15 protein-coding genes, 4 tRNA genes and 1 pseudogene are annotated in these 18,444 nt (G+C 59.3%); all 20 read right to left on the bottom strand.

Annotated features, from left to right (window positions below):
• Positions 1 to 16: 16 nt before the first annotated feature.
• The 20 genes and pseudogenes from nusG to fabF all read right to left on the bottom strand — a co-directional run bounded on the left by nusG (position 17) and on the right by fabF (position 18,423).
• Positions 17 to 589, bottom strand: coding sequence for a transcription termination/antitermination protein NusG (gene nusG / locus BCS36_RS06100; protein WP_291302018.1), 573 nt, complete (start codon positions 587 to 589; stop codon positions 17 to 19).
• A gap of 8 nt (positions 590 to 597) precedes the next feature.
• A complete protein-coding gene (gene secE / locus BCS36_RS06095; RefSeq protein WP_291302017.1) occupies positions 598 to 837 on the bottom strand; it encodes a preprotein translocase subunit SecE in 240 nt (79 codons plus the stop codon).
• A 22-nt stretch (positions 838 to 859) separates the two neighbouring features.
• Positions 860 to 936, bottom strand: a tRNA-Trp gene (locus BCS36_RS06090).
• 42 nt (positions 937 to 978) lie between these two features.
• Positions 979 to 1,128: a 50S ribosomal protein L33 gene (gene rpmG / locus BCS36_RS06085; RefSeq protein WP_291302016.1), complete on the bottom strand. Its 150-nt coding sequence runs from the start codon at positions 1,126 to 1,128 to the stop codon at positions 979 to 981.
• A gap of 4 nt (positions 1,129 to 1,132) precedes the next feature.
• Positions 1,133 to 2,326 (bottom strand): elongation factor Tu, encoded by a 1,194-nt coding sequence (gene tuf / locus BCS36_RS06080; RefSeq protein ID WP_291302015.1) that lies wholly within the window; start codon positions 2,324 to 2,326, stop codon positions 1,133 to 1,135.
• Positions 2,327 to 2,537: 211 nt separating this feature from the next.
• Positions 2,538 to 2,613, bottom strand: a tRNA-Gly gene (locus tag BCS36_RS06075).
• 102 nt (positions 2,614 to 2,715) lie between these two features.
• Positions 2,716 to 2,801, bottom strand: a tRNA-Tyr gene (locus BCS36_RS06070).
• A 53-nt stretch (positions 2,802 to 2,854) separates the two neighbouring features.
• Positions 2,855 to 2,930, bottom strand: a tRNA-Thr gene (locus tag BCS36_RS06065).
• A gap of 167 nt (positions 2,931 to 3,097) precedes the next feature.
• Positions 3,098 to 3,976, bottom strand: coding sequence for a peptide chain release factor N(5)-glutamine methyltransferase (gene prmC, locus BCS36_RS06060; RefSeq protein WP_291302014.1), 879 nt, complete (start codon positions 3,974 to 3,976; stop codon positions 3,098 to 3,100).
• A 5-nt stretch (positions 3,977 to 3,981) separates the two neighbouring features.
• A pseudogene (lon, locus tag BCS36_RS06055) lies at positions 3,982 to 6,444 on the bottom strand (endopeptidase La); the annotation flags it as partial.
• 173 nt (positions 6,445 to 6,617) lie between these two features.
• A complete protein-coding gene (locus BCS36_RS06050) occupies positions 6,618 to 7,307 on the bottom strand; it encodes a RadC family protein (RefSeq protein WP_291302012.1) in 690 nt (229 codons plus the stop codon).
• Positions 7,308 to 7,409: 102 nt separating this feature from the next.
• Entirely contained in the window at positions 7,410 to 8,477 is a 1,068-nt protein-coding gene (locus BCS36_RS06045) for a DNA polymerase III subunit delta (protein ID WP_291302011.1), read from the bottom strand.
• Between the two features lie 689 nt (positions 8,478 to 9,166).
• The gene (gene leuS / locus BCS36_RS06040) at positions 9,167 to 11,680 is read right to left on the bottom strand and encodes a leucine--tRNA ligase (RefSeq protein ID WP_291302010.1); all 2,514 of its coding nucleotides are present in this window, start codon (positions 11,678 to 11,680) and stop codon (positions 9,167 to 9,169) included.
• Between the two features lie 13 nt (positions 11,681 to 11,693).
• Positions 11,694 to 12,188 carry a transcription antitermination factor NusB gene (nusB, locus tag BCS36_RS06035; RefSeq protein WP_291302009.1) on the bottom strand — a complete coding sequence of 165 codons (495 nt, stop codon included), beginning with the start codon at positions 12,186 to 12,188 and terminating at the stop codon, positions 11,694 to 11,696.
• A 3-nt stretch (positions 12,189 to 12,191) separates the two neighbouring features.
• Positions 12,192 to 12,662 (bottom strand): 6,7-dimethyl-8-ribityllumazine synthase, encoded by a 471-nt coding sequence (gene ribE / locus BCS36_RS06030; RefSeq protein WP_291302008.1) that lies wholly within the window; start codon positions 12,660 to 12,662, stop codon positions 12,192 to 12,194.
• Positions 12,663 to 12,748: 86 nt separating this feature from the next.
• The gene (locus tag BCS36_RS06025; protein ID WP_291302007.1) at positions 12,749 to 13,420 is read right to left on the bottom strand and encodes a riboflavin synthase; all 672 of its coding nucleotides are present in this window, start codon (positions 13,418 to 13,420) and stop codon (positions 12,749 to 12,751) included.
• A 6-nt stretch (positions 13,421 to 13,426) separates the two neighbouring features.
• Positions 13,427 to 14,584: a bifunctional diaminohydroxyphosphoribosylaminopyrimidine deaminase/5-amino-6-(5-phosphoribosylamino)uracil reductase RibD gene (ribD, locus tag BCS36_RS06020; RefSeq protein ID WP_291302006.1), complete on the bottom strand. Its 1,158-nt coding sequence runs from the start codon at positions 14,582 to 14,584 to the stop codon at positions 13,427 to 13,429.
• Between the two features lie 5 nt (positions 14,585 to 14,589).
• The gene (locus tag BCS36_RS06015; protein WP_291302005.1) at positions 14,590 to 15,066 is read right to left on the bottom strand and encodes a cytidine/deoxycytidylate deaminase family protein; all 477 of its coding nucleotides are present in this window, start codon (positions 15,064 to 15,066) and stop codon (positions 14,590 to 14,592) included.
• Positions 15,067 to 15,793: 727 nt separating this feature from the next.
• The gene (gene glyA / locus BCS36_RS06010; RefSeq protein ID WP_291302004.1) at positions 15,794 to 17,032 is read right to left on the bottom strand and encodes a serine hydroxymethyltransferase; all 1,239 of its coding nucleotides are present in this window, start codon (positions 17,030 to 17,032) and stop codon (positions 15,794 to 15,796) included.
• A 140-nt stretch (positions 17,033 to 17,172) separates the two neighbouring features.
• Positions 17,173 to 18,423 (bottom strand): beta-ketoacyl-ACP synthase II, encoded by a 1,251-nt coding sequence (gene fabF / locus BCS36_RS06005; RefSeq protein ID WP_291302003.1) that lies wholly within the window; start codon positions 18,421 to 18,423, stop codon positions 17,173 to 17,175.
• Positions 18,424 to 18,444: the final 21 nt, after the last annotated feature.

Here is an 18,444-nt window from a genome sequence, read left to right as displayed (position 1 = left end):
TCAGTGCGAAAGGGTCCTAGCCTTTGGAAACCTGAGCGAAATCCAGCTCCACTGGCGTCTGACGCCCGAAGATGGAAACGGAAACGCGCAGCTTTCCCTTATCGTAGTTAACGTCTTCAACCACACCATTAAAGCCCCCAAAGGGTCCTTCAATGACACGCACTTCGTCGCCCCTGTCAAAATTGAACTTGGGTCTCGGGGTTTCCTGACGTGTTTCCATCAGTTCCAGGATGCGTTCGGCTTCGCCGTCACGCATGGGGGTGGGACGGTTTTTGCCGCCCACAAAGCCTGTAACCTTGGGGATGGACTGCACCAGATGCCAGGACAGGTCGGTCATGACCATGCGAACCATCACATAGCCAGGATAGAACTTGCGCGTGGATGTGCGCTGCTGTCCACCCTTGGTGGGTTCGATAACCTTTTCGGTGGGAACCACCACTTCCTCAATAAGGCCCTGTTCCTGCCCGGTGCGGCGCAACTCGTTAATGGTCTTTTGCACACGCTGCTCGAAACCCGAGTAGGTGTGCACAATATACCAACGAGCTTTTGAAGAGAGCTCGGAAGTTTCGTCGATAGCGGGGTCTTTCATATCGGCCTTCAGGACAGTATGGACTTGATCAGTGTTGACAGACCAAGGTCAACCAGCCCAAGAATGACGGCCATCACGGCGACAAAGCCCAACACGGCCAAGGTGGCCTTGCGTGTTTCTTTCACCGTGGGCCACGTCACCTTGCGCAACTCTGCCTTGGCATCCTCGACGTAGCGCGCGAAGCGCACGAAAATGTTAGGGGCTTTGTCGGCCTTAGGGTCGCCAGCCTGAGCTTGTTTTTTTGCCATGGTGTTGTCCGGAGATAAAAAATGGCAGGGCAGGAGGGATTCGAACCCCCAACATGCGGTTTTGGAGACCGCCGCTCTAGCCGTTAGAGCTACTGCCCTGCGTGCCGTCCGGGGGGCTTAACGCCCCCCGGCGGAATTATGTTACCTGGTTTCGCGATGCAGAGTGTGCTTCTTGTCCCAGGGGCAATATTTTTTCATTTCCAGCCGACCGGTAGTGTTTTTCTTGTTCTTCCGGGTGCTGTAGTTGCGGCGTTTGCACTCGGTGCAAGCCAGAAGTATGTTGACTCTCATATGCCTACTCGGTGATTTCGGTCACCACGCCCGAGCCAACGGTGCGGCCACCTTCGCGGATAGCGAAGCGCAGGCCAACTTCCATGGCGATGGGAGCGATGAGTTCAACCAGGAACTGCGAGTTGTCGCCGGGCATAACCATTTCCACGCCTTCGGGCAGACCGATAACGCCGGTGATGTCCGTGGTACGGAAGTAGAACTGAGGACGGTAGCCAGAGAAGAACGGGGTATGGCGGCCGCCTTCTTCCTTGGAGAGCACGTACACTTCAGCCTTGAACTTCTTGTGGGGCGTGATGCTCTTGGGAGCGGCAAGAACCTGGCCGCGTTCCACGTCGTCACGCTTGACGCCGCGCAGCAGAGCGCCGATGTTGTCGCCAGCTTCACCCTGGTCGAGCAGCTTGCGGAACATTTCAACGCCGGTGCAGGTGGTCTTGACGGTGGGCTTGATACCCACGATTTCCACTTCTTCGCCGACCTTGACCACGCCGCGTTCCACACGACCGGTCACAACGGTGCCACGGCCAGAGATGGAGAACACGTCTTCGATGGGCATAAGGAAGGGCTTGTCGATGTCGCGCTCAGGCGTAGGAATAAAGGTATCGCAAGCTTCCAGCAGATCGATGATGCACTTGGCTTCAGCGGAGTCGGGGCTGTCGGTTTCCAGAGCCTTCAGGGCGGAACCACGGATCACGGGAACGTCGTCGCCGGGGAAGTCGTAGGAAGACAGCAGTTCGCGCACTTCCAGTTCCACCAGTTCGAGCAGTTCTTCGTCGTCAACGAGGTCGCACTTGTTCAGGAACACCACGAGCTGGGGCACGCCGACCTGACGGGCGAGCAGGATGTGCTCACGGGTCTGGGGCATGGGGCCGTCAGTGGCGGCCACCACCAGGATGCCGCCGTCCATCTGGGCAGCGCCGGTGATCATGTTCTTGATGTAGTCGGCGTGGCCGGGGCAGTCCACGTGCGCATAGTGACGATTGGGGGTCTCGTACTCAACATGCGAGGTGGAGATGGTGATACCACGTTCCTTTTCTTCGGGGGCCTTGTCGATTTCGTCATACGAAATGAACTTGCCGCCGTTCTTCATGTTCGCCACCTTGGTGATGGCGGCGGTCAGCGTGGTCTTGCCATGGTCGATGTGGCCGATGGTGCCGATGTTTACATGGGGCTTTTTGCGTTCAAATTTTTCCTTGCCCATTGTACGTCTCCCTGGAGAAAATAATGTTTGCGTTTTACCTGCGTTACAAAAAAGTGCTTCAAGCTTTGCGTGTGTAACGCCTGCTCCTCGCGTAACGGCTGCGGCAGTGGAAAAAAACCGTTGGGCGGCCCGCTGTCCGCATTCAGTCCCTGGACACCAGGGAACGTGCTTTGGCGGACGGGTTGACTGAGGGGGAGGAAATCAGCAGGAATGGAGCGGGAAACGGGATTCGAACCCGCAACCCTCAGCTTGGAAGGCTGATGCTCTAGCCGTTGAGCTATTCCCGCACGCTACCGTAGTTCCCCGACAGGCTCCCTGTCTCCTACAGCCAAGGCAGTTTTTTGTAACCAGCCACCACCCGTCTGAATTCATGGAAGACGGAAAAGTGGTGGTGGAGGGGGGTGGATTTGAACCACCGAAGTCTTACGACGACAGATTTACAGTCTGTTCCCTTTGGCCACTCGGGAACCCCTCCACTCGTGCCGCTAAGGCAGGGCAAGTGTCCTTCCTTTGACCGGCGTAATTCACTGGAGCTGGCGATGGGACTTGAACCCGCAACCTGCTGATTACAAATCAGCTGCTCTGCCAGTTGAGCTACGCCAGCGGCAAGAGTGCTATTTAGCCACTTCCGACCTGCTTGGCAAGTAAAAAATGCATTTTCGCGCATTTTTTTATAAATTTCACTGACTCGCCGTTATGCGCAAGCCCCCTGAATCATGAGTAGAGCCGCGTAAACCGCCACTTTTGCGGCACGCTTTCCCTGAAAATGCTTCAGCGGGTCCGGTAGGCTACAGTGCAGCGTTCAAGGCCTGCCATGTCCCTGTGGGTCACGGGAGCCTCAAAAAGATTGTCGGCACGTAAGATGCGGCGTGTCTCCGCGCCCTGTGCCGCGCCATGTTCCAGCAACAGACAGCCGCCGGGCACAAGCGCTCTGGCCGCTGCCTTAATGACCGCCTCAAGGTGGGCCAGCCCACCGGCAGGCGAAAAAAGCGCGCCGTGGGGCTCGTGCTCCAGCACTTCGGACATTACCATGGGACGCTCATCTTCAGCAATGTACGGAGGGTTGCTCGCCAGCAGGGCGTATGCGCCGGGCGCCAGCGGCGGTCTGTACAGATCGCCCTCAATGCAGACAATGCGATCCCGCGCCCCAAGCGCCTGGGCGTTTTGGCGCGCCGTGTTCAAGGCCTCGCCGCTGATGTCCATGAGCAGGCCTCGCCAGCGGGGGAGTTCAAGGGCAAGGGTAATGCCAATGCAGCCTGACCCTGTGCCAAGATCGGCGAAATACAGGCCGCGCTCCGTAACCCTGCCCCCGGATTCGAGCTTTGCTGCTGCCTCAAGGGCTTTTTCAACAAGCAGTTCCGTTTCTGGACGGGGAATGAGCGTGTGGGGTGTTACAAGAAAATCGCGCCCATAGAACTCCCTGCTGCCCGTAATATGCGCCAGGGGCTCCCCTGCTGCGCGCCGGGCCACGAGGGCGTCAAGGGCCGCCAGTTCACTGGCCGACAGTTGGCGGTCTGCCTGCGTGACGCAGGCTATGCGGTCAAGGCCGAGTATCTGGCGCACCAGCACATGCGCGCAAAGGCGGGGGCTGTCCACCCCCGCCTTTGTCATTTTTTGCGCGGATTCAGCAAGATACTGGCGCAGCTTCACAGGACTCAGGCTCCAGCTTCGGGCTGGGGCCGTCCGCCCTTGCGACTGCCGCCGGAAGAAGCGGCAGGCTTGCGTGAACGGGCCGCCACGGTTTCCTTCTTGCTTTCTTCCTTGTTCTTGCCGTTCTTGTCCGTGCCGGAGGCTCCGCCACGACCACCCTTGCCCTCAAAGACCAGGGGCAGCAGTTCATCGTAGTGGTGCACAGGGTGCACGGTGATGCGCTTGAGCAGTTCCTTGGGCACGTCTTCAAGGTCCTTGGTGTTCTGCCAGGGAATGATCACGTGCTTGAGGCCGCGCGCCACGCCCGCCAGAATCTTTTCCTTGATGCCGCCCACGGGCAGCACCCGGCCCTGAAGGGTGATCTCGCCGGTCATGCACAGGTCTGCGCGTACCCGGCGTCCACTGAGGGCCGATATGAGGGCCGTGGTGAGCGTAACGCCCGCCGAAGGGCCGTCCTTGGGCGTAGCGCCAGCGGGCACGTGCACATGGATGTCAAACTCGGACACAAAGGACGGGTTCACCCCCAGATCGTCGGCCCGGCTGCGGATATAACTCAGGGCAGCCTGGGCGCTTTCCTTCATAACGTCGCCGAGTTGGCCGGTCAGGGTAAGACCGCCCTTGCCCTTCATGACGGTTGCTTCCACGGTGAGCACTTCGCCGCCCGCAGGAGTCCAGGCCAGGCCAAGAGCCATGCCGGGCATGAGCTTCTTTTCCTTTTCGTCTTCAATAAAGCGCGGTGCGCCCAGCAGTTTTTCCACATCGGCCACGTCCACCCTGAAGGGGCCCTTCTTGCCTTCGGCCTTGCGACGGGCCAGCTTGCGGCAGATGGACGACAGTTCGCGCTCAAGGTTGCGCAGGCCCGCTTCGCGCGTGTATTCCTTTATGATCTTTTCAAGGGCCGCTGCTTCCAGAATCACGTCCTTATCATCCAGGCCGTTTTCCTTGACCTTTTTGGGCAGCAGATGCTTGCGCGCTATTTCGGCCTTTTCCTGCATGGTGTAGCCAGGCAGGGTAATGACTTCCATACGGTCGCGCAGGGCCGCCGGGATGGTCTCAAGGTGGTTGGCCGTGCACAGGAACATAACCTTTGAAAGGTCAAAGGGCACATTCAGATAGTGGTCGCTGAAGGTGTAGTTCTGTTCCGGGTCCAGCACTTCCAGCAGGGCCGAAGACGGATCGCCCCTGAAGTCCGAGCCGAGCTTGTCCACTTCGTCCAGCACAATGACCGGGTTGCGTGTGCCCGCCTGCTTGAGGCTCTGGATGATGCGGCCAGGCATGGCCCCAATATAGGTGCGCCTGTGCCCGCGTATTTCAGCCTCGTCGTGCATGCCGCCCAGTGAGAGCCTCTGAAACTTGCGCCCCAGCGCGCGGGCGATGGAGCGTCCAAGGGACGTTTTGCCAACGCCTGGAGGGCCTGCGAAGCAGAGGATGGGACCCTTGGACTGCGGATTGAGCTTGCGCACGCTCAGGAACTCAAGGATGCGGTCCTTGACCTTTTCCAGCCCGCAGTGGTCTTCATCCAGAATCTGCTTGGCGTAGGCTATGTCCAGCCTGTCGCGCGAAAGCTTCTTCCACGGCAGTTCCACCATCCAGTCCAGATAGGTGCGTACCACGTTGGCCTCGGAGGAGTCCGCATGCATGCCCGCCAGGCGGCGCAGCTGCTTGTCGGCTTCTTTGCGCACGTCCTTGGGCAGGCCTGCCTTGTCCAGAGCGGCCTTGAGGTTTTCCAGCTCTTCTTCGCCTTCTTCTTCCTTGTCGCCAAGCTCATTGCGGATGGCCTTGAGCTGCTCGCGCAGGAAGTAGTCCTTCTGGGCCTTGTCCATGCCCTCGCGGGCAGAGCTCTGGATGCGCGCCTGCACGGTGGCCACCTCGACCTCACGCTGCAACTGGGTGTTGACCAGCATAAGGCGGTCCAGCGGATCTTCGGCCTCCAGAATGCGCTGGGCGTCGGCCGTCTTCATGCGCATGTTGGCGGCGATAAGGTCAGCCAAACGGCCAGGGTCGTCCACGCCCTGCAAAACCGCCAGCACATCCGGCGAGGAAAGCCCGCGCAGAGAAAGCACCTTTTCGCTTTGCTCGCGCACAGAGCGCAACAGCGCCTCCACGGTGGGGTCTACCTTGGGCGTGGTTTCGGACAGGGTTTCAATATGGGCCTCAAGGAAGGGCTCAACCTGACTGAAACTGCGCACACGGGCACGGCTCACGCCCTGCACAAGAATCTTCACCCGCGAGTCGGGCATCTTGAGCATGCGCATAACCTGCACCACAGTGCCTACCTTATACAGGTCGTCCGGGCCGGGGTCTTCAGTGCCTTCTTCTTTTTGGGCGCAGACGAGCAGATGCCGTCCATTTTTGAGAGCGGCGTCCACAGCCTGAACCGATTTTTCGCGCCCGATGAAGAGGGGCAAAATCATGTAGTTAAAAATAACCACGTCGCGCACGGGCAGAACCGGCAAGGTGTCGGGTATGCTTTGCATGGCGGCGGCCAGACTGCCTTCGCCTTCAGCTATATCCTGCGCGAGGGGGGTTGCGTCCCGCTGTTCTTCGTTTTCGATGTCCGGACCCGCAGTGGAGTCGGTTCCGTCCAGGTGCAACAAATGGTTCTTGTCATTGTAATCAGCCATATACTCTCCCTGACTGCCTATATGGTCTGCATCTGTGTGATGCTGTAGCAGTCTCCCTCAGTAACGATAACGTGATCCAGAAAGCGCAGGCCCAGTAGCGGTGCAAGTCTCTGCAGTTCGGCGGTAAAAGCTTTGTCCGCTTCAGAAGGCGCGGGGTTGCCGCCGGGGTGGTTGTGCACCATTATGATGCCGCTGGCCTTGCGCAGCAGCGCGGCCTCAAATACTTCTCTGGGTTGCATTGAAACCTCTGCAATGCCGCCGCGCCGCAGACATTCCCAGGCGGTAAGCCTGTTGCGCTGGTCCACCAGCGCCAGCCAGCACTCCTCGTGCGGGCAGCCCGCCAACCGGCTCTGGGCCATACGGGCCACGGCTTCCGGCGTGACCAGCACTTCTCTTTTTCGCATGGCCGAAGCCACATAACGGCTGCGGACTTCGCGCAGGACCCGAAAAAAGGTCATCAGTCCTGGCCCGAAACCGGGCACTGCAAGAAGTTCATCGGGCCGGGCGTCCATGACGCCCCGGATGCTGCCAAAGCGTTGCAGCAATTCCTTGGCCAGGGGTTTGGTGTCCTTGCGTGTGAGCCCGTAGGCCAACAGCAGTTCCAGAACCTCATAGTCCGCCACAGCGGCGGGTTCATGCTCGAAACGCTCACGCAACCGGGCTCTGTGCCCTGCGTGCAGTTGTATGGGGCCTGGCTTTGCTGTCATAATGTAAGCAGTCTTGGAGGTTATGCAAGAGGCAGGGATCTGACTATAGGGATTTTGCCCGTTTTGGGCCAATAAATAAAGGGATTTCTGCCAGCATGTCGGTCATGCCCGGCCCTGGGCCCGGGCAAAAAGGGCCGTCATGCGCGTGGCCAGAAAGTCCAGACTTTGCTCAGGGCTGCGGCGGCCGCTTTTGACGTGCAGTTCAGCATCCACCACCAGGGTCATGCCCTGCGCGATGCCTTCTGCCCCGAGGCGCTGGGCAAGCTGTTTTTTGGCCCCGGCTTCCTGGGGGCGCATACGCGGATTTTCACCAGCCTGGCATTGCCATAGTAGACGCAGTTCACGGGCCAGCAGGGCCAGAAGCGAAAACAGCAGACTGTCGCCGTCCTTGCTGCGTGCAAGCTCTCGCCACACGGCGGGCAGATTGCCTGCCTGCATGTGGCGGATGCAGGCGAAAACGTCGCATTCCGGGCTCCACGAGGCCGTGGAAATCATGGCCAGGCTTATGTTCTGCTCACGGTTGCCGGAAGCCGCGCCAGCGGCGGCGCTTGCGGCGTCATCGGCATCCAGCATGGCGGCGCGGAGCAGAAGCAGCTTTTCGAGTTCGTTTTCAATAGCCAGGGCGTCGGGCGGGACGGAGGCGCAGAACTGCTCAAGGGCGTCAGGTTCAAACCGCAGGTCCAGAGCCTGACAACGCTGCAGCACGTGTTTTTTCAGCGTGCGTTCATTGAGTCCTTCAAGCCGCCATATCCAGCCCTGTTTGTCGGCAAAGGCCATGCAGGGCAATTTGCCCAGATGGGCCGGAATCTTGGGCTGGCCCCGTTCCCAGTTGACCTCAAGGCAGAAGAAGGGCCAGCACTGATCCGAGGGGCGGGCCAGCGCATGGGAGATTTTTTTCCATACCGCCGCTGGCCACTGATTGGCCTGCCGGACGATCAGGGCGCGCGGAGCGCCGAAGAGCCCCTGAAGCGTCAGTTGCTCCCAGAAGCGCTGCGGCGGCTCTTCATCCCCCCAGTAAACATGTCGTTCCCACTGCGCAGGAGCGGCCTGGGGCATGAGGCCGCCACTGGCCGCAGGCGGGTGGGCTGCCAGCAACCTGTTCAGGTGGGCGCGCAGCAGTTGTCCGTCAGGGCAGACAAGAAAGGAAAATCCGGGATGGGGAGTGCTCATGTTTGTATGCCGTACAGTTATGGAAACGCTGATTCATCTCGTTTGGCGGCGTTGCTTCACTTTTTTGAAACAGTCGAGGACGGAAGAGTCCGCTCCTGCTTCAAAAAAAGATCGCGCCTTGCCAAACGAAATAACTGCGCGTTTCCAGGAGGTTCTTTAGAGCAGATTAACTTTGAGAATGTGTATTCTCAAGGTTTAAGGCACGCTCGCTACGGCGTTTAACCGCACAGGTAAACTGTGCTTACGCCTCCGTAGCGAACGTCTGCTCACGCAGCCGTCAGAGCAATTTCAAAGAGAAATTGCTCTAAAAATTAAATTGCTCTAAATCAGTGCTTCCTTATCAATCCCGGCGGGCGGGGGTGAACCATAATGTAAGAAAGAAAGCAGCCAAGACAATACCATACCGATAAACGCTTTTTCAGGGAAGGGGAAAGGAGAAGGGGCGCTTTTTTGAAAAAACGCCCCTTCCCGAGTATGTTTCATGCGGCCGGACTGGGCCTGATCAGAGTGGATAAACTTTGAGACGAAGTGATGCCAGGAAGGCGCTGTCTCTGTGCCCCCGTCTCAGATCGGAAACCTCGTTGTAACATACTATACTACAATAAAGGTTTTAGGGGGTGGGGGCGTGGGGGAGGAGACCTTTTTGCAAAAGGGGCCCTCCCCCACAAAGCACTTCAAAAGTAAATGATCTAGTTAGCCACGATGTTGACCAGTTTACCCGGCACTACCACCACCTTGCGCACGGTGAGACCGGCCAGATGGCGCTGTACCGAACTGTCGGCCAGAGCCGCAGCTTCCATGGCGGCCTTGTCCGCTTGAGCGGGAACTTCAACCGTGCCGCGCAGCTTTCCATTTACCTGGAGCGCCACGGTAAGCATGTCCTGGGCCATGGCGGCCTCGCTCCATTCTGGCCAGAGTTCTTCGGAAACAGTGGTCTTGTGACCAAGGCGTTGCCAAAGCTCTTCGCAAATGTGCGGGATAATGGGTGCGAGCAGGGTTATGGCCGTGCTCATGGCAGAAGAGAACACGCGCCGGTCCGCCTCGCTCATGCTCAGCTTTTCCCGCGAAAGGTACATGGCGTTGACCAGCTCCATAACAGCGGCAATGGCCGTGTTGAACTGGAAACGGTCGCTCATGTCTTCCCTGACCTTCTTCACCGTGAGGTGCTCACGGCGGCGCAGGTCGCGGGCTTCAGGGCTTGCGGCGTCCTGATCGGTGGCAGCGCAGGCCGTGAGGGGCAGCAGACGCTCCTGTTCTTCCATAAACAGCCGCCATACGCGGCCAATAAAGCGCGAGGCCCCTTCAATGCCAGAGTCGGACCAGTCAAAGTCCCGCTCGGCAGGAGCGGCAAAAAGGCAGAACAGGCGCACGGTATCTGCGCCGTATTTTTGAATCATGGTCGTGGGATCGACCACGTTGCCCTTGGATTTGGACATCTTGCCGCCGTCTTTGAGCACCATGCCCTGAGTGAGCAGGTTCTGGAAAGGTTCGGCAAGGTCCGCCGGGAAGAAGCCCATGTCGCGGAGCACCTTGGTGAAAAAGCGGGAGTAGAGCAGGTGCAGAATGGCGTGCTCCACGCCGCCGATATACTGGTCCACAGGCAGCCAGTATTTGATGGCGTCCGTATCAAAAGGCGCTTCAGTGTCGCGGGCGCTGGTGTAGCGGGCGAAATACCAGGACGACTCCACAAAGGTGTCCATGGTGTCTGTTTCACGCCGGGCAGCGCCGCCGCACTTGGGACATGTGCAGTTCACGAACGAAGGGGTGTCGGCCAGAGGCGAGCGCCCGTCGCTGTGCGTTTTTACGTCCAGAGGCAGGAGCACAGGGAGGTTTTCTTCCTTTTCGGGAACAACGCCGCACGAATCGCAGTAGATCATGGGGATCGGCGAGCCCCAGTAGCGCTGGCGCGAGATGTTCCAGTCGCGCAGGCGAAACTGCACGGTGGCCTTGCCTTTGCCTTCTTTTTCAAGGCTCCGGGCCACGGCCTTTTTGCCGTCTTCGTTGGGCATGCCGTCAAAGGAGCCGGAATTGACCATGACGCCGCCAGCGGTGAAGGCCTCGGTCATGCTTTCCGCGTCCAGTTCTTCACCTGCGGGGCTTATGACCACGCGCAGGGGCAGGGCGTATTTGCGGGCGAATTCAAAATCACGCTGATCGTGGGCAGGTACGCCCATGACAGCGCCCGTGCCGTAGTCGGCCAGCACAAAGTTGCCGAGCCACAGCGGCACGCGCTGCCCCGTGAAGGGGTGTATGGCGTAAGCGCCGGTAAAGATGCCCTCTTTTTCCACCCCGTCGGACTGGCGATCCAGGCGGTCCATATTGCGGATGCGTTCCACAAAAGCGCGCACTTCTTCAGCGTTGGGATAGTCCGCAATGAGCTTTTCCACCAAGGGATGCTCGGGAGCCAGCGTCATGAAGGTAACGCCGAACACCGTGTCGGGCCGGGTTGTAAAGACGTCTATGCCCTCTACGCCTTCAATTTCTTTTTCAAGGCCAAAGGTAATGGCCGCGCCTGTGGACTTGCCGATCCAGTTACGCTGCATGGCAATGACGCGGTCGGGCCAGTCGCCCTCAAGCTTGTTGAGATCGTCCAGCAGTTCGTCGCCATAGGCGGTGATTTTGAGAAACCATTGCGTGAGGTCTTTCTGCTCCACGCGGCTGTCGCAGCGCCAGCACAGGCCGTCAATGACCTGCTCGTTGGCCAGCACCGTATGACAGGAAGGGCACCAGTTCTGCGGGGCTTTTTTGCGGTAGACAAGGCCCTTTTCAAACATGCGCACAAAAAACATCTGCTCCCAGCGGTAGTATTCGGGACGGCAGGTGGCGATCTCGCGGGACCAGTCGTAGGAATATCCCAGGCGTTTCTGCTGGGCGCGCATATTGCGTATGTTGGCGTAGGTCCACTCGGCGGGGTGGGTATTGTTTTTTATGGCAGCGTTTTCAGCGGGCAGGCCAAAGGCGTCCCAGCCCATGGGATGCAGCACGTTGAAACCCTGCATGCGTTTGCTGCGCGCCACCACGTCGCCAATGGAATAGTTGCGCACGTGCCCCATATGGATGTTGCCCGAAGGATAGGGGAACATCTCCAGCACATAGTACTTGGGCTTGCTGCTTTCATGGCTGCAGGCAAAAGAATTTTCAGCCTGCCAGCGGGCCTGCCATTTTTCTTCTATAGCTTGGGGATTATAGCGTTCTTGTGTCATGGGGCATACCGGTTCAGATGGAGGGATTGGCGGACGGGGCGAGCCTTTGCAGTTCGCCTGCTTCAAGGGCCTTGGCGACGGCGTCGAGAATGCCGTTGATAAAATTCTTGGCATTGCCTTCGCCGAACTGGCGGCTTAGTTCCAGGGCCTCGTTGATGGAGACCTTCGGCGGCACGTCGTTGCGGAACAAAAGCTCATACACGGCCAGACGCAGCAGTGTCAGCTCCACCCGGCCCATGCGGTCCACGCGCCAATTGTGCGAAAAGCGGGTGATGGCATCGTCGAGGGCTGCGCTGTTGCTCCAAACCCCCTGCACCAGTTCCCAGGAAAAACCGCTGGCATCAACGGGAACGCCGCTTTCTTCACTGCGCGCAAGATTGTCCGGCGAGGTGCGGAAACTGCGGCGCAGCTCTTCAAGAGTACGGGCCGGCGTGAAGGAAAGGCCGTACAAAACCTGAAAAGCCATTTCGCGTTCGCCGCGCCGTGTTGCATTTTTGGCCTTGGCCATGGGTTACAACTGCTCCATGACGCGGATGGTTTCCAGCATGGCGGCGGCAGCTTCCACGCCCTTGTTGCCAGCCTTGGAACCGGCACGCTCAATGGCCTGCTCGATATTGTCGCAGGTGAGCAGCCCAAAACCGATGGGCGTGCCGTGATCCAGCATGCAGTGGGCAATGCCCTTGGTGGCTTCGGCGCAGACATACTCAAAATGCGGAGTGCCGCCACGGATGACGGCGCCAAGGGCGAGAATGCCGTCGTATTTGCCGGAGGCAGCGAGCTTCTTGCAAACCAGGGGCATCTCGAAAGCGCCGGGGATACGTACAAGCGTGATGTTTTCAGTGGCAAGGCCGTGGCGCTCCAGATAGTCGAGAGCGCCGCCCACCAGGCGGTCCACAATGAAGTCGTTGAAGCGGGTGGCCACAATGGCCACTTTAAGGCCCTTGGCGTCCAACTGGCCCGCAATGGTTGTCATAGTGCTCATGGCAACTCCTCGGCGCATGGTGTGCGCTGTTCATTCTATAGTGATACGATTGCAAAAACGACAGAGGGCACGACCCCAGGTCATGCCTACAAAAAACCCTGACGCAGCAGAAAATCCATGTTCAGCCCGGAGGCTTTGGGCGCGGCGGTATCGCCGCTGGCGGCGGCAGTCCACGGACGCAACAGGTTGCGCACGTACTTGCCGATGAGGTCTGTTTCCATATTGACGGTCACACCCGGACGCCAGTGCAGCATGGTGGTGCGCTTCTGGGTGTCGGGTATGATGTTGACCTCAAGAAAATCCGGGCCGCAATCATTGACTGTAAGGCTGATGCCGTCAAGGGTCACCGAGCCCTTGGGAATAACTTCGACGCCAAATTCGGCGGGAAAGGCAATGCGGCAGCGCAGGGACTGACCCGCCTGACGCACTTCGCGCACAGTGGCGATGCAATCCACATGGCCGCTCACAAGGTGACCGCCCAGGCGGTCGCCCAGGGCCAGGGCCCGTTCAAGGTTGACGAGATGCCCCGTTTGCAGGCCCCCCAGGGTGGTGCGCGAAAGCGTCTCGCCGGAAGCGTAGGCCGTAAAGGCGTCTGCCCCGTGTTCTTCCACAGAAAGGCAGGCTCCGTTGACGGCAATGGACTCGCCATCGACAATATCAGGCAGGGTAAAAAGAGGGCGCAGACAAATGCGGCACTCGTTGCCGCTTCTGCGCAACGAGCGCACCTCGCCCTGCCCCTGGATAATGCCTGTAAACATGTGGTCCTACTTTGTTTCCGCAGTGTACAGGGGGCGCAGTTCTATATGGATGTCGCCGCCGCTGGTATGGGTTCCCATAACGCGCATGCGCAGCGCCTCGTCCAGGCTTAAGGGCGCCCGGCCGGAAAAAAGCGGGTGCGCGTCTTCATCACCTAAAATCATGGGCGCCATGTGCAGGCGAAATTCGTCAACAACCCCGGCTTCCAGAAGGCTGAGCGCCAGGTGTCCGCCCCCTTCGCACAAAAGGTAGGGGCAGTGCAGCTCTTCCCGCAGGGCCTTGAGCATATGAGTCAGATCGGGGCCGCCGCGCAGCGCCGGGCCAAGGGAAAGCACACGCACGCCGATGTCGCGCAGGGCTTTGGCCGTGGTTGAAGCGGCGGCAGCGGGCGAAGCCAGAAACACGGTCTGCTCCGGGCGTTCTTTCAGCAGATAAAAATCCGCATCGGGCTGCGGCAGGCGCGACGTGAGCACGCAGGCCAGAGGCTGACGGCAGTCGGGTTCGTCGTCGCTGAGGGGGCGCACGGTAAGGCGCGGGTTATCCGCGCGAAAGGTGCCGCCGCCCACAAGCACTGCGCCGCCGCAATGGCCGATGCCAGCCCGCAGTTGCTGCACTTCCTGCCGTGATTCTTCAGAACTGATCCACTGGGATTCGCCCCGGCGTGTGGCAATGCGGCCATCAAGAGTGGCCGCCATCTTCAGAATGACATAGGGGCGCTGCTTCTGCTGCCAGACCAGAAAGTCGGCTACAAGGTCGCGGCAGGCTTCAGCGCACACGCCCTCAATAACTTCCAGACCACTTTCGCGCAGCTGGCATGCGCCGCCGCAGGCTTCAGGGTTGGGGTCAGAAAGACCCACCACGATTTTCTTGATCCCGGCCTGACGAACAGCATCGGTGCAGGGCGGCGTCTTGCCCTGATGGCAGCAGGGTTCGAGCGTCACAACAAGGGTGCACTGGGACGGGTCCACTCCCCTGGCGGCAGCGTCTTTCAGGCAGTCCACCTCGGCATGGTCAAGCCCTGCGGCATGGTGCCACCCCCTGGCCACAACATGGCCGTCGCGCACAAGCACCGCGCCCACCATAGGGTTCGGGCAGGTTTTCCAGCGGCCCTTCCGCGCCAGGGCGATGGCTTCACGCATGAAGGGGGCGTAATCCAGTTCAGACATGTGGTCTACTCCGGCTGGGGGCTGATGACGGGTGGAATGAAGTTCAGTCTTTCCACATGCACCCCCGCTTCATCAAGCATGGTGGTGGCGAGTTCGTCAGGGTAGTATTCCGCATAATAAATATGCCGTATGCCGCAGTTGATAAGCATCTTGCTGCACTGAACGCACGGATGGGTTGTGCAGTACAATTCAGCGCCGCTGATATTGATGCCGTGCACAGCGGCCTGAATAATGACATTTTGTTCCGCATGCAGGCCCCGGCAGATTTCATGCCGCTGGCCCGAGGGAATGCCCATCTGCTCACGCAGGCAGCCGACGTCAAGACAGTGCGGAACTCCAGCTGGAGCGCCGTTATACCCAGTGGCGAGAATGCGCTTGTCCTTCACGGCCACAGCGCCAACCTTGCGGCGCGTGCACGTGGAGCGCCCGCTCACAAGGTAGGTGATGTTCATGAAATATTCAGGCCAAGGCAGTCGTTGCATAAGACACCCGTTAAAATTTCACACAGTGTACATAGTGGCGGCACAAAAGCCAAGCCGGGGAGCCGGGGCCTTGAAGGCGAAAAAACACGGTGCACGCGCAAGGGCGCACGGCCCGATCTGAGGCTGATGGCCTTTGAGGCTATCCGCTCTCAAGGGCAGCGGCGCGTTCGTTTCTGCGCGTAACCGCGCGGATAAACCGCGCTTGGCCTTTCGCCGGTTCGCAGCGGGGCCATCTCACGCATCCGCCAGGGCAATAACAAAGCGAAGTCGCCTGTCTGCCCTGAAGGACTGGCAACCCGCATGCGAGGCGCAATCCGACCTTGCCTTGGGCACAATGACAGTGCCTAGCAAGGGCGGCCCGAAGGTAATGAGCCTTCGGGCCGCCGAAAGCCGTAATAAACGTCAGTCGTTAGAGCCCATTACCGTTGCGAATATGCATCCTCAAAGCTTGAAGACGTCGCTTCGCCACGTAACCGCGCTGATAAATCGCGCTAATAAACTGCGCTGATAAACCGTGCCTGCGCCTTTCCAGCGGGTGCTGCCAGCGCGCCCGCCTGAGCAATTTCAGCCTGAAATAGCTCTTGACCAGAGTGCCTTTGAAATACTGCACAGCTCTGTTTGGCATTCAGCCGGAGAATGCGATTTCCGGCGGGACCACGTCACAGTGCGGCGCGCTGCACTTTCGTACAGCAGTAGAGCATGCAACTTATTTCAACATTTCAATGCTCTAATGGGCAAACAGGGGGAACTGAAGGGCGAATTCTTCAACTTCCTTGCGGATCTTTTCAAGGGCAGCAGTGTCATTGCGGTTTTCAATGGCCGTTACAATGAACTGGCCCACGGTGCGCATGTGATCCTGCTTCATGCCGCGCGTGGTGAGGGCCGCAGTGCCCAGGCGCACGCCCGACGTCACAAAGGGAGAGCGCGTCTCAAAGGGAACAGTGTTCTTGTTGACCGTGATGCCCGCGGTATCCAGCGCTATTTCAGCGTCCTTGCCGGTGATGTCCTTGTTGGTCAGGTCCACCAGCATGAGGTGGTTGTCGGTGCCGCCAGAGACGAGGTCGTAGCCGGCCTCGGTCAGGCATGCCGCCAGGGTGGCGGCATTGTCCATCACCTGCTTCTGATATGCCTTGAAAGAGGGGTGCAGCGCTTCGCCCAAAGCCACGGCCTTGGCGGCCACCACGTGCATCAGGGGGCCGCCCTGAATACCGGGGAAAATCTGGCTGTTCAGCGTTTTGGCCAAGTCTTCGGTGGACAGGATCATGCCGCCACGGGGGCCGCGCAGAGTTTTGTGCGTGGTCGTTGTGGTGACGTGGGCGTAGGGCACGGGGCTCTGATGCAGGCCAGCGGCCACGAGACCGGCGATATGCGCCATGTCGACCACCAGTTTGGCGTCAACTTCATCGGCAATGGCCCGGAAGCGGGCAAAGTCAATGGCGCGGGGGTAGGCGCTGGCGCCGGCCACGATGACCTTGGGCTTGTGTTCACGCGCTTTGGCCGCCACTGCGTCATAATCAATGCGGCCGGTTTCACGCTGCACGCCGTAGGACACGATGTTGAAGAGACGGCCGGAAAAGTTCACCGGGCTGCCATGGGTGAGATGCCCGCCGTGAGAAAGATCCATGCCAAGAATGGTGTCGCCAGGCTTGAGGAAGGCCAGATAGGCGGCCATGTTGGCCTGGGAGCCGGAGTGGGGCTGCACGTTGACGTACTGGGCGTCAAAAAGCAGCTTGGCGCGTTCCTGGGCAAGAGTTTCGATCATATCCACATATTCGCAACCGCCGTAATAGCGTTTGCCGGGATAGCCTTCAGCATACTTGTTGGTGAGTATGCTGCCCTGAGCCTGCCTTACGGCAGTGGAAACGATGTTTTCCGAAGCGATAAGCTCAAGCTTACCCATCTGCCTTTGCGATTCCAGAGCGATGGCCCGTGCGATTTCCGGGTCCTGAAGGAGAATTTCATCCATGAACTTGGTCCTCAGTGAAATATACTGCCCGCCACAGTGGCGGGCAGTGTTGTGAATAGGCTGGACCCGGCGCGGAGGGAACGGATCTGGTCAGCACGTTTTCCGGGCGTTCCTGCTGGTTATGGCAGGGTGCTGAGGGACTATTTATTATCCCATTTCTTCAAAATCAGGCTGGCATTGGTGCCGCCAAAGCCAAAGGAGTTGCACATGGCATACTCACAGGCGATATGCTTTGATCCGTCGGCCATGTAGTCAAGGTCGCAGGCCGGGTCGGGGGTGTCGAGGTTGATGGTGCCGGGCAGCATTTCGTCATGCAGCGCCAAAGCCGTAAACACGGATTCGATGCCGCCGGCAGCGCCAAGCAGATGCCCCGTCATGGATTTTGTGGCCGATATCTTGATCTTTTTGGCGTGGTCGCCAAACACCAGCTTGATGGCCTTGGTTTCAATGCTGTCATTGAGCATTGTGGACGTGGCGTGGGCATTGATGTGCCCGATGGCCGAAGGATCAAGGGCCGCCTCGCGCAGGGCGTTCTGCATGGCGCGCGCCATGCCTTCGCCGTTTTCACAGGGGGCGGTCATATGGTAGGCGTCGCCGGAAGCGCCGTATCCCACCATTTCAGCGTAAATTTTCGCGCCGCGCGCCTGGGCCGATTCCAGCGTTTCAAGCAGCAGCAGTCCCGCGCCTTCGCCAATGACAAAACCGTCACGGTTGGCGTCAAAGGGCCGCGAAGCCTTGGTGGGGTCATCATTGTGCTGCGTTGAAAGCGCCTTGAGGGCTGTAAAGCCCGCCACGCCAAGGGGCGTGACCGTGGCTTCGACGCCGCCGGTGATAACGGCCGTGACCCTGCCGAGCAAAAGCTCGCTGAAGGCGGTGCCCATGGCGTGAATGGCCGAGGCGCAGGCCGTGGTCGTGACGATGTTGGGGCCCTTGGCCCCTGTGAAGATGGATATCTGCCCAGGCCCCATGTTGGAAATAAGCATGGGAATCATGAAGGGCGAAATTTTGTTGGGGCCAGACTCCAGCAGCTTGGCATGGTAGGTCTCAATGGTGTGCAGGCCGCCAAGGCCGATGCCGAGTATTACGGCGGTGTCGTAGGCATTGGCGTCCGTCACTTCATAGCCCGCGTCCTTGAGCAGCATCTGGGCAGAAGCCACGGCAAACTGGGTGAAACGGTCCATGCGGCGCACCTGCTTGGCGGGCATGAACTCTTCGGGCGCAAAATTTTTCACCTCACCCGCGATTCGGGAATCATAGGCCGAGGCGTCAAAAAGCGTGATGGGCGCAATGCCCGACTCGCCTGCGAGCAGTTTTTTCCATGTGCTCTCAATATCGTTGGCGAGGGGCGTAACGCCGCCAACACCAGTGATTACTACGCGGGGACGGGTCATGCATGCTCCTTTGATGCGGGA

Source organism: Desulfovibrio sp. MES5 (assembly GCF_002237645.1).
Lineage (GTDB): Bacteria > Desulfobacterota > Desulfovibrionia > Desulfovibrionales > Desulfovibrionaceae > Desulfovibrio.
This window is presented reverse-complemented; position numbering and strand designations above follow the sequence as displayed.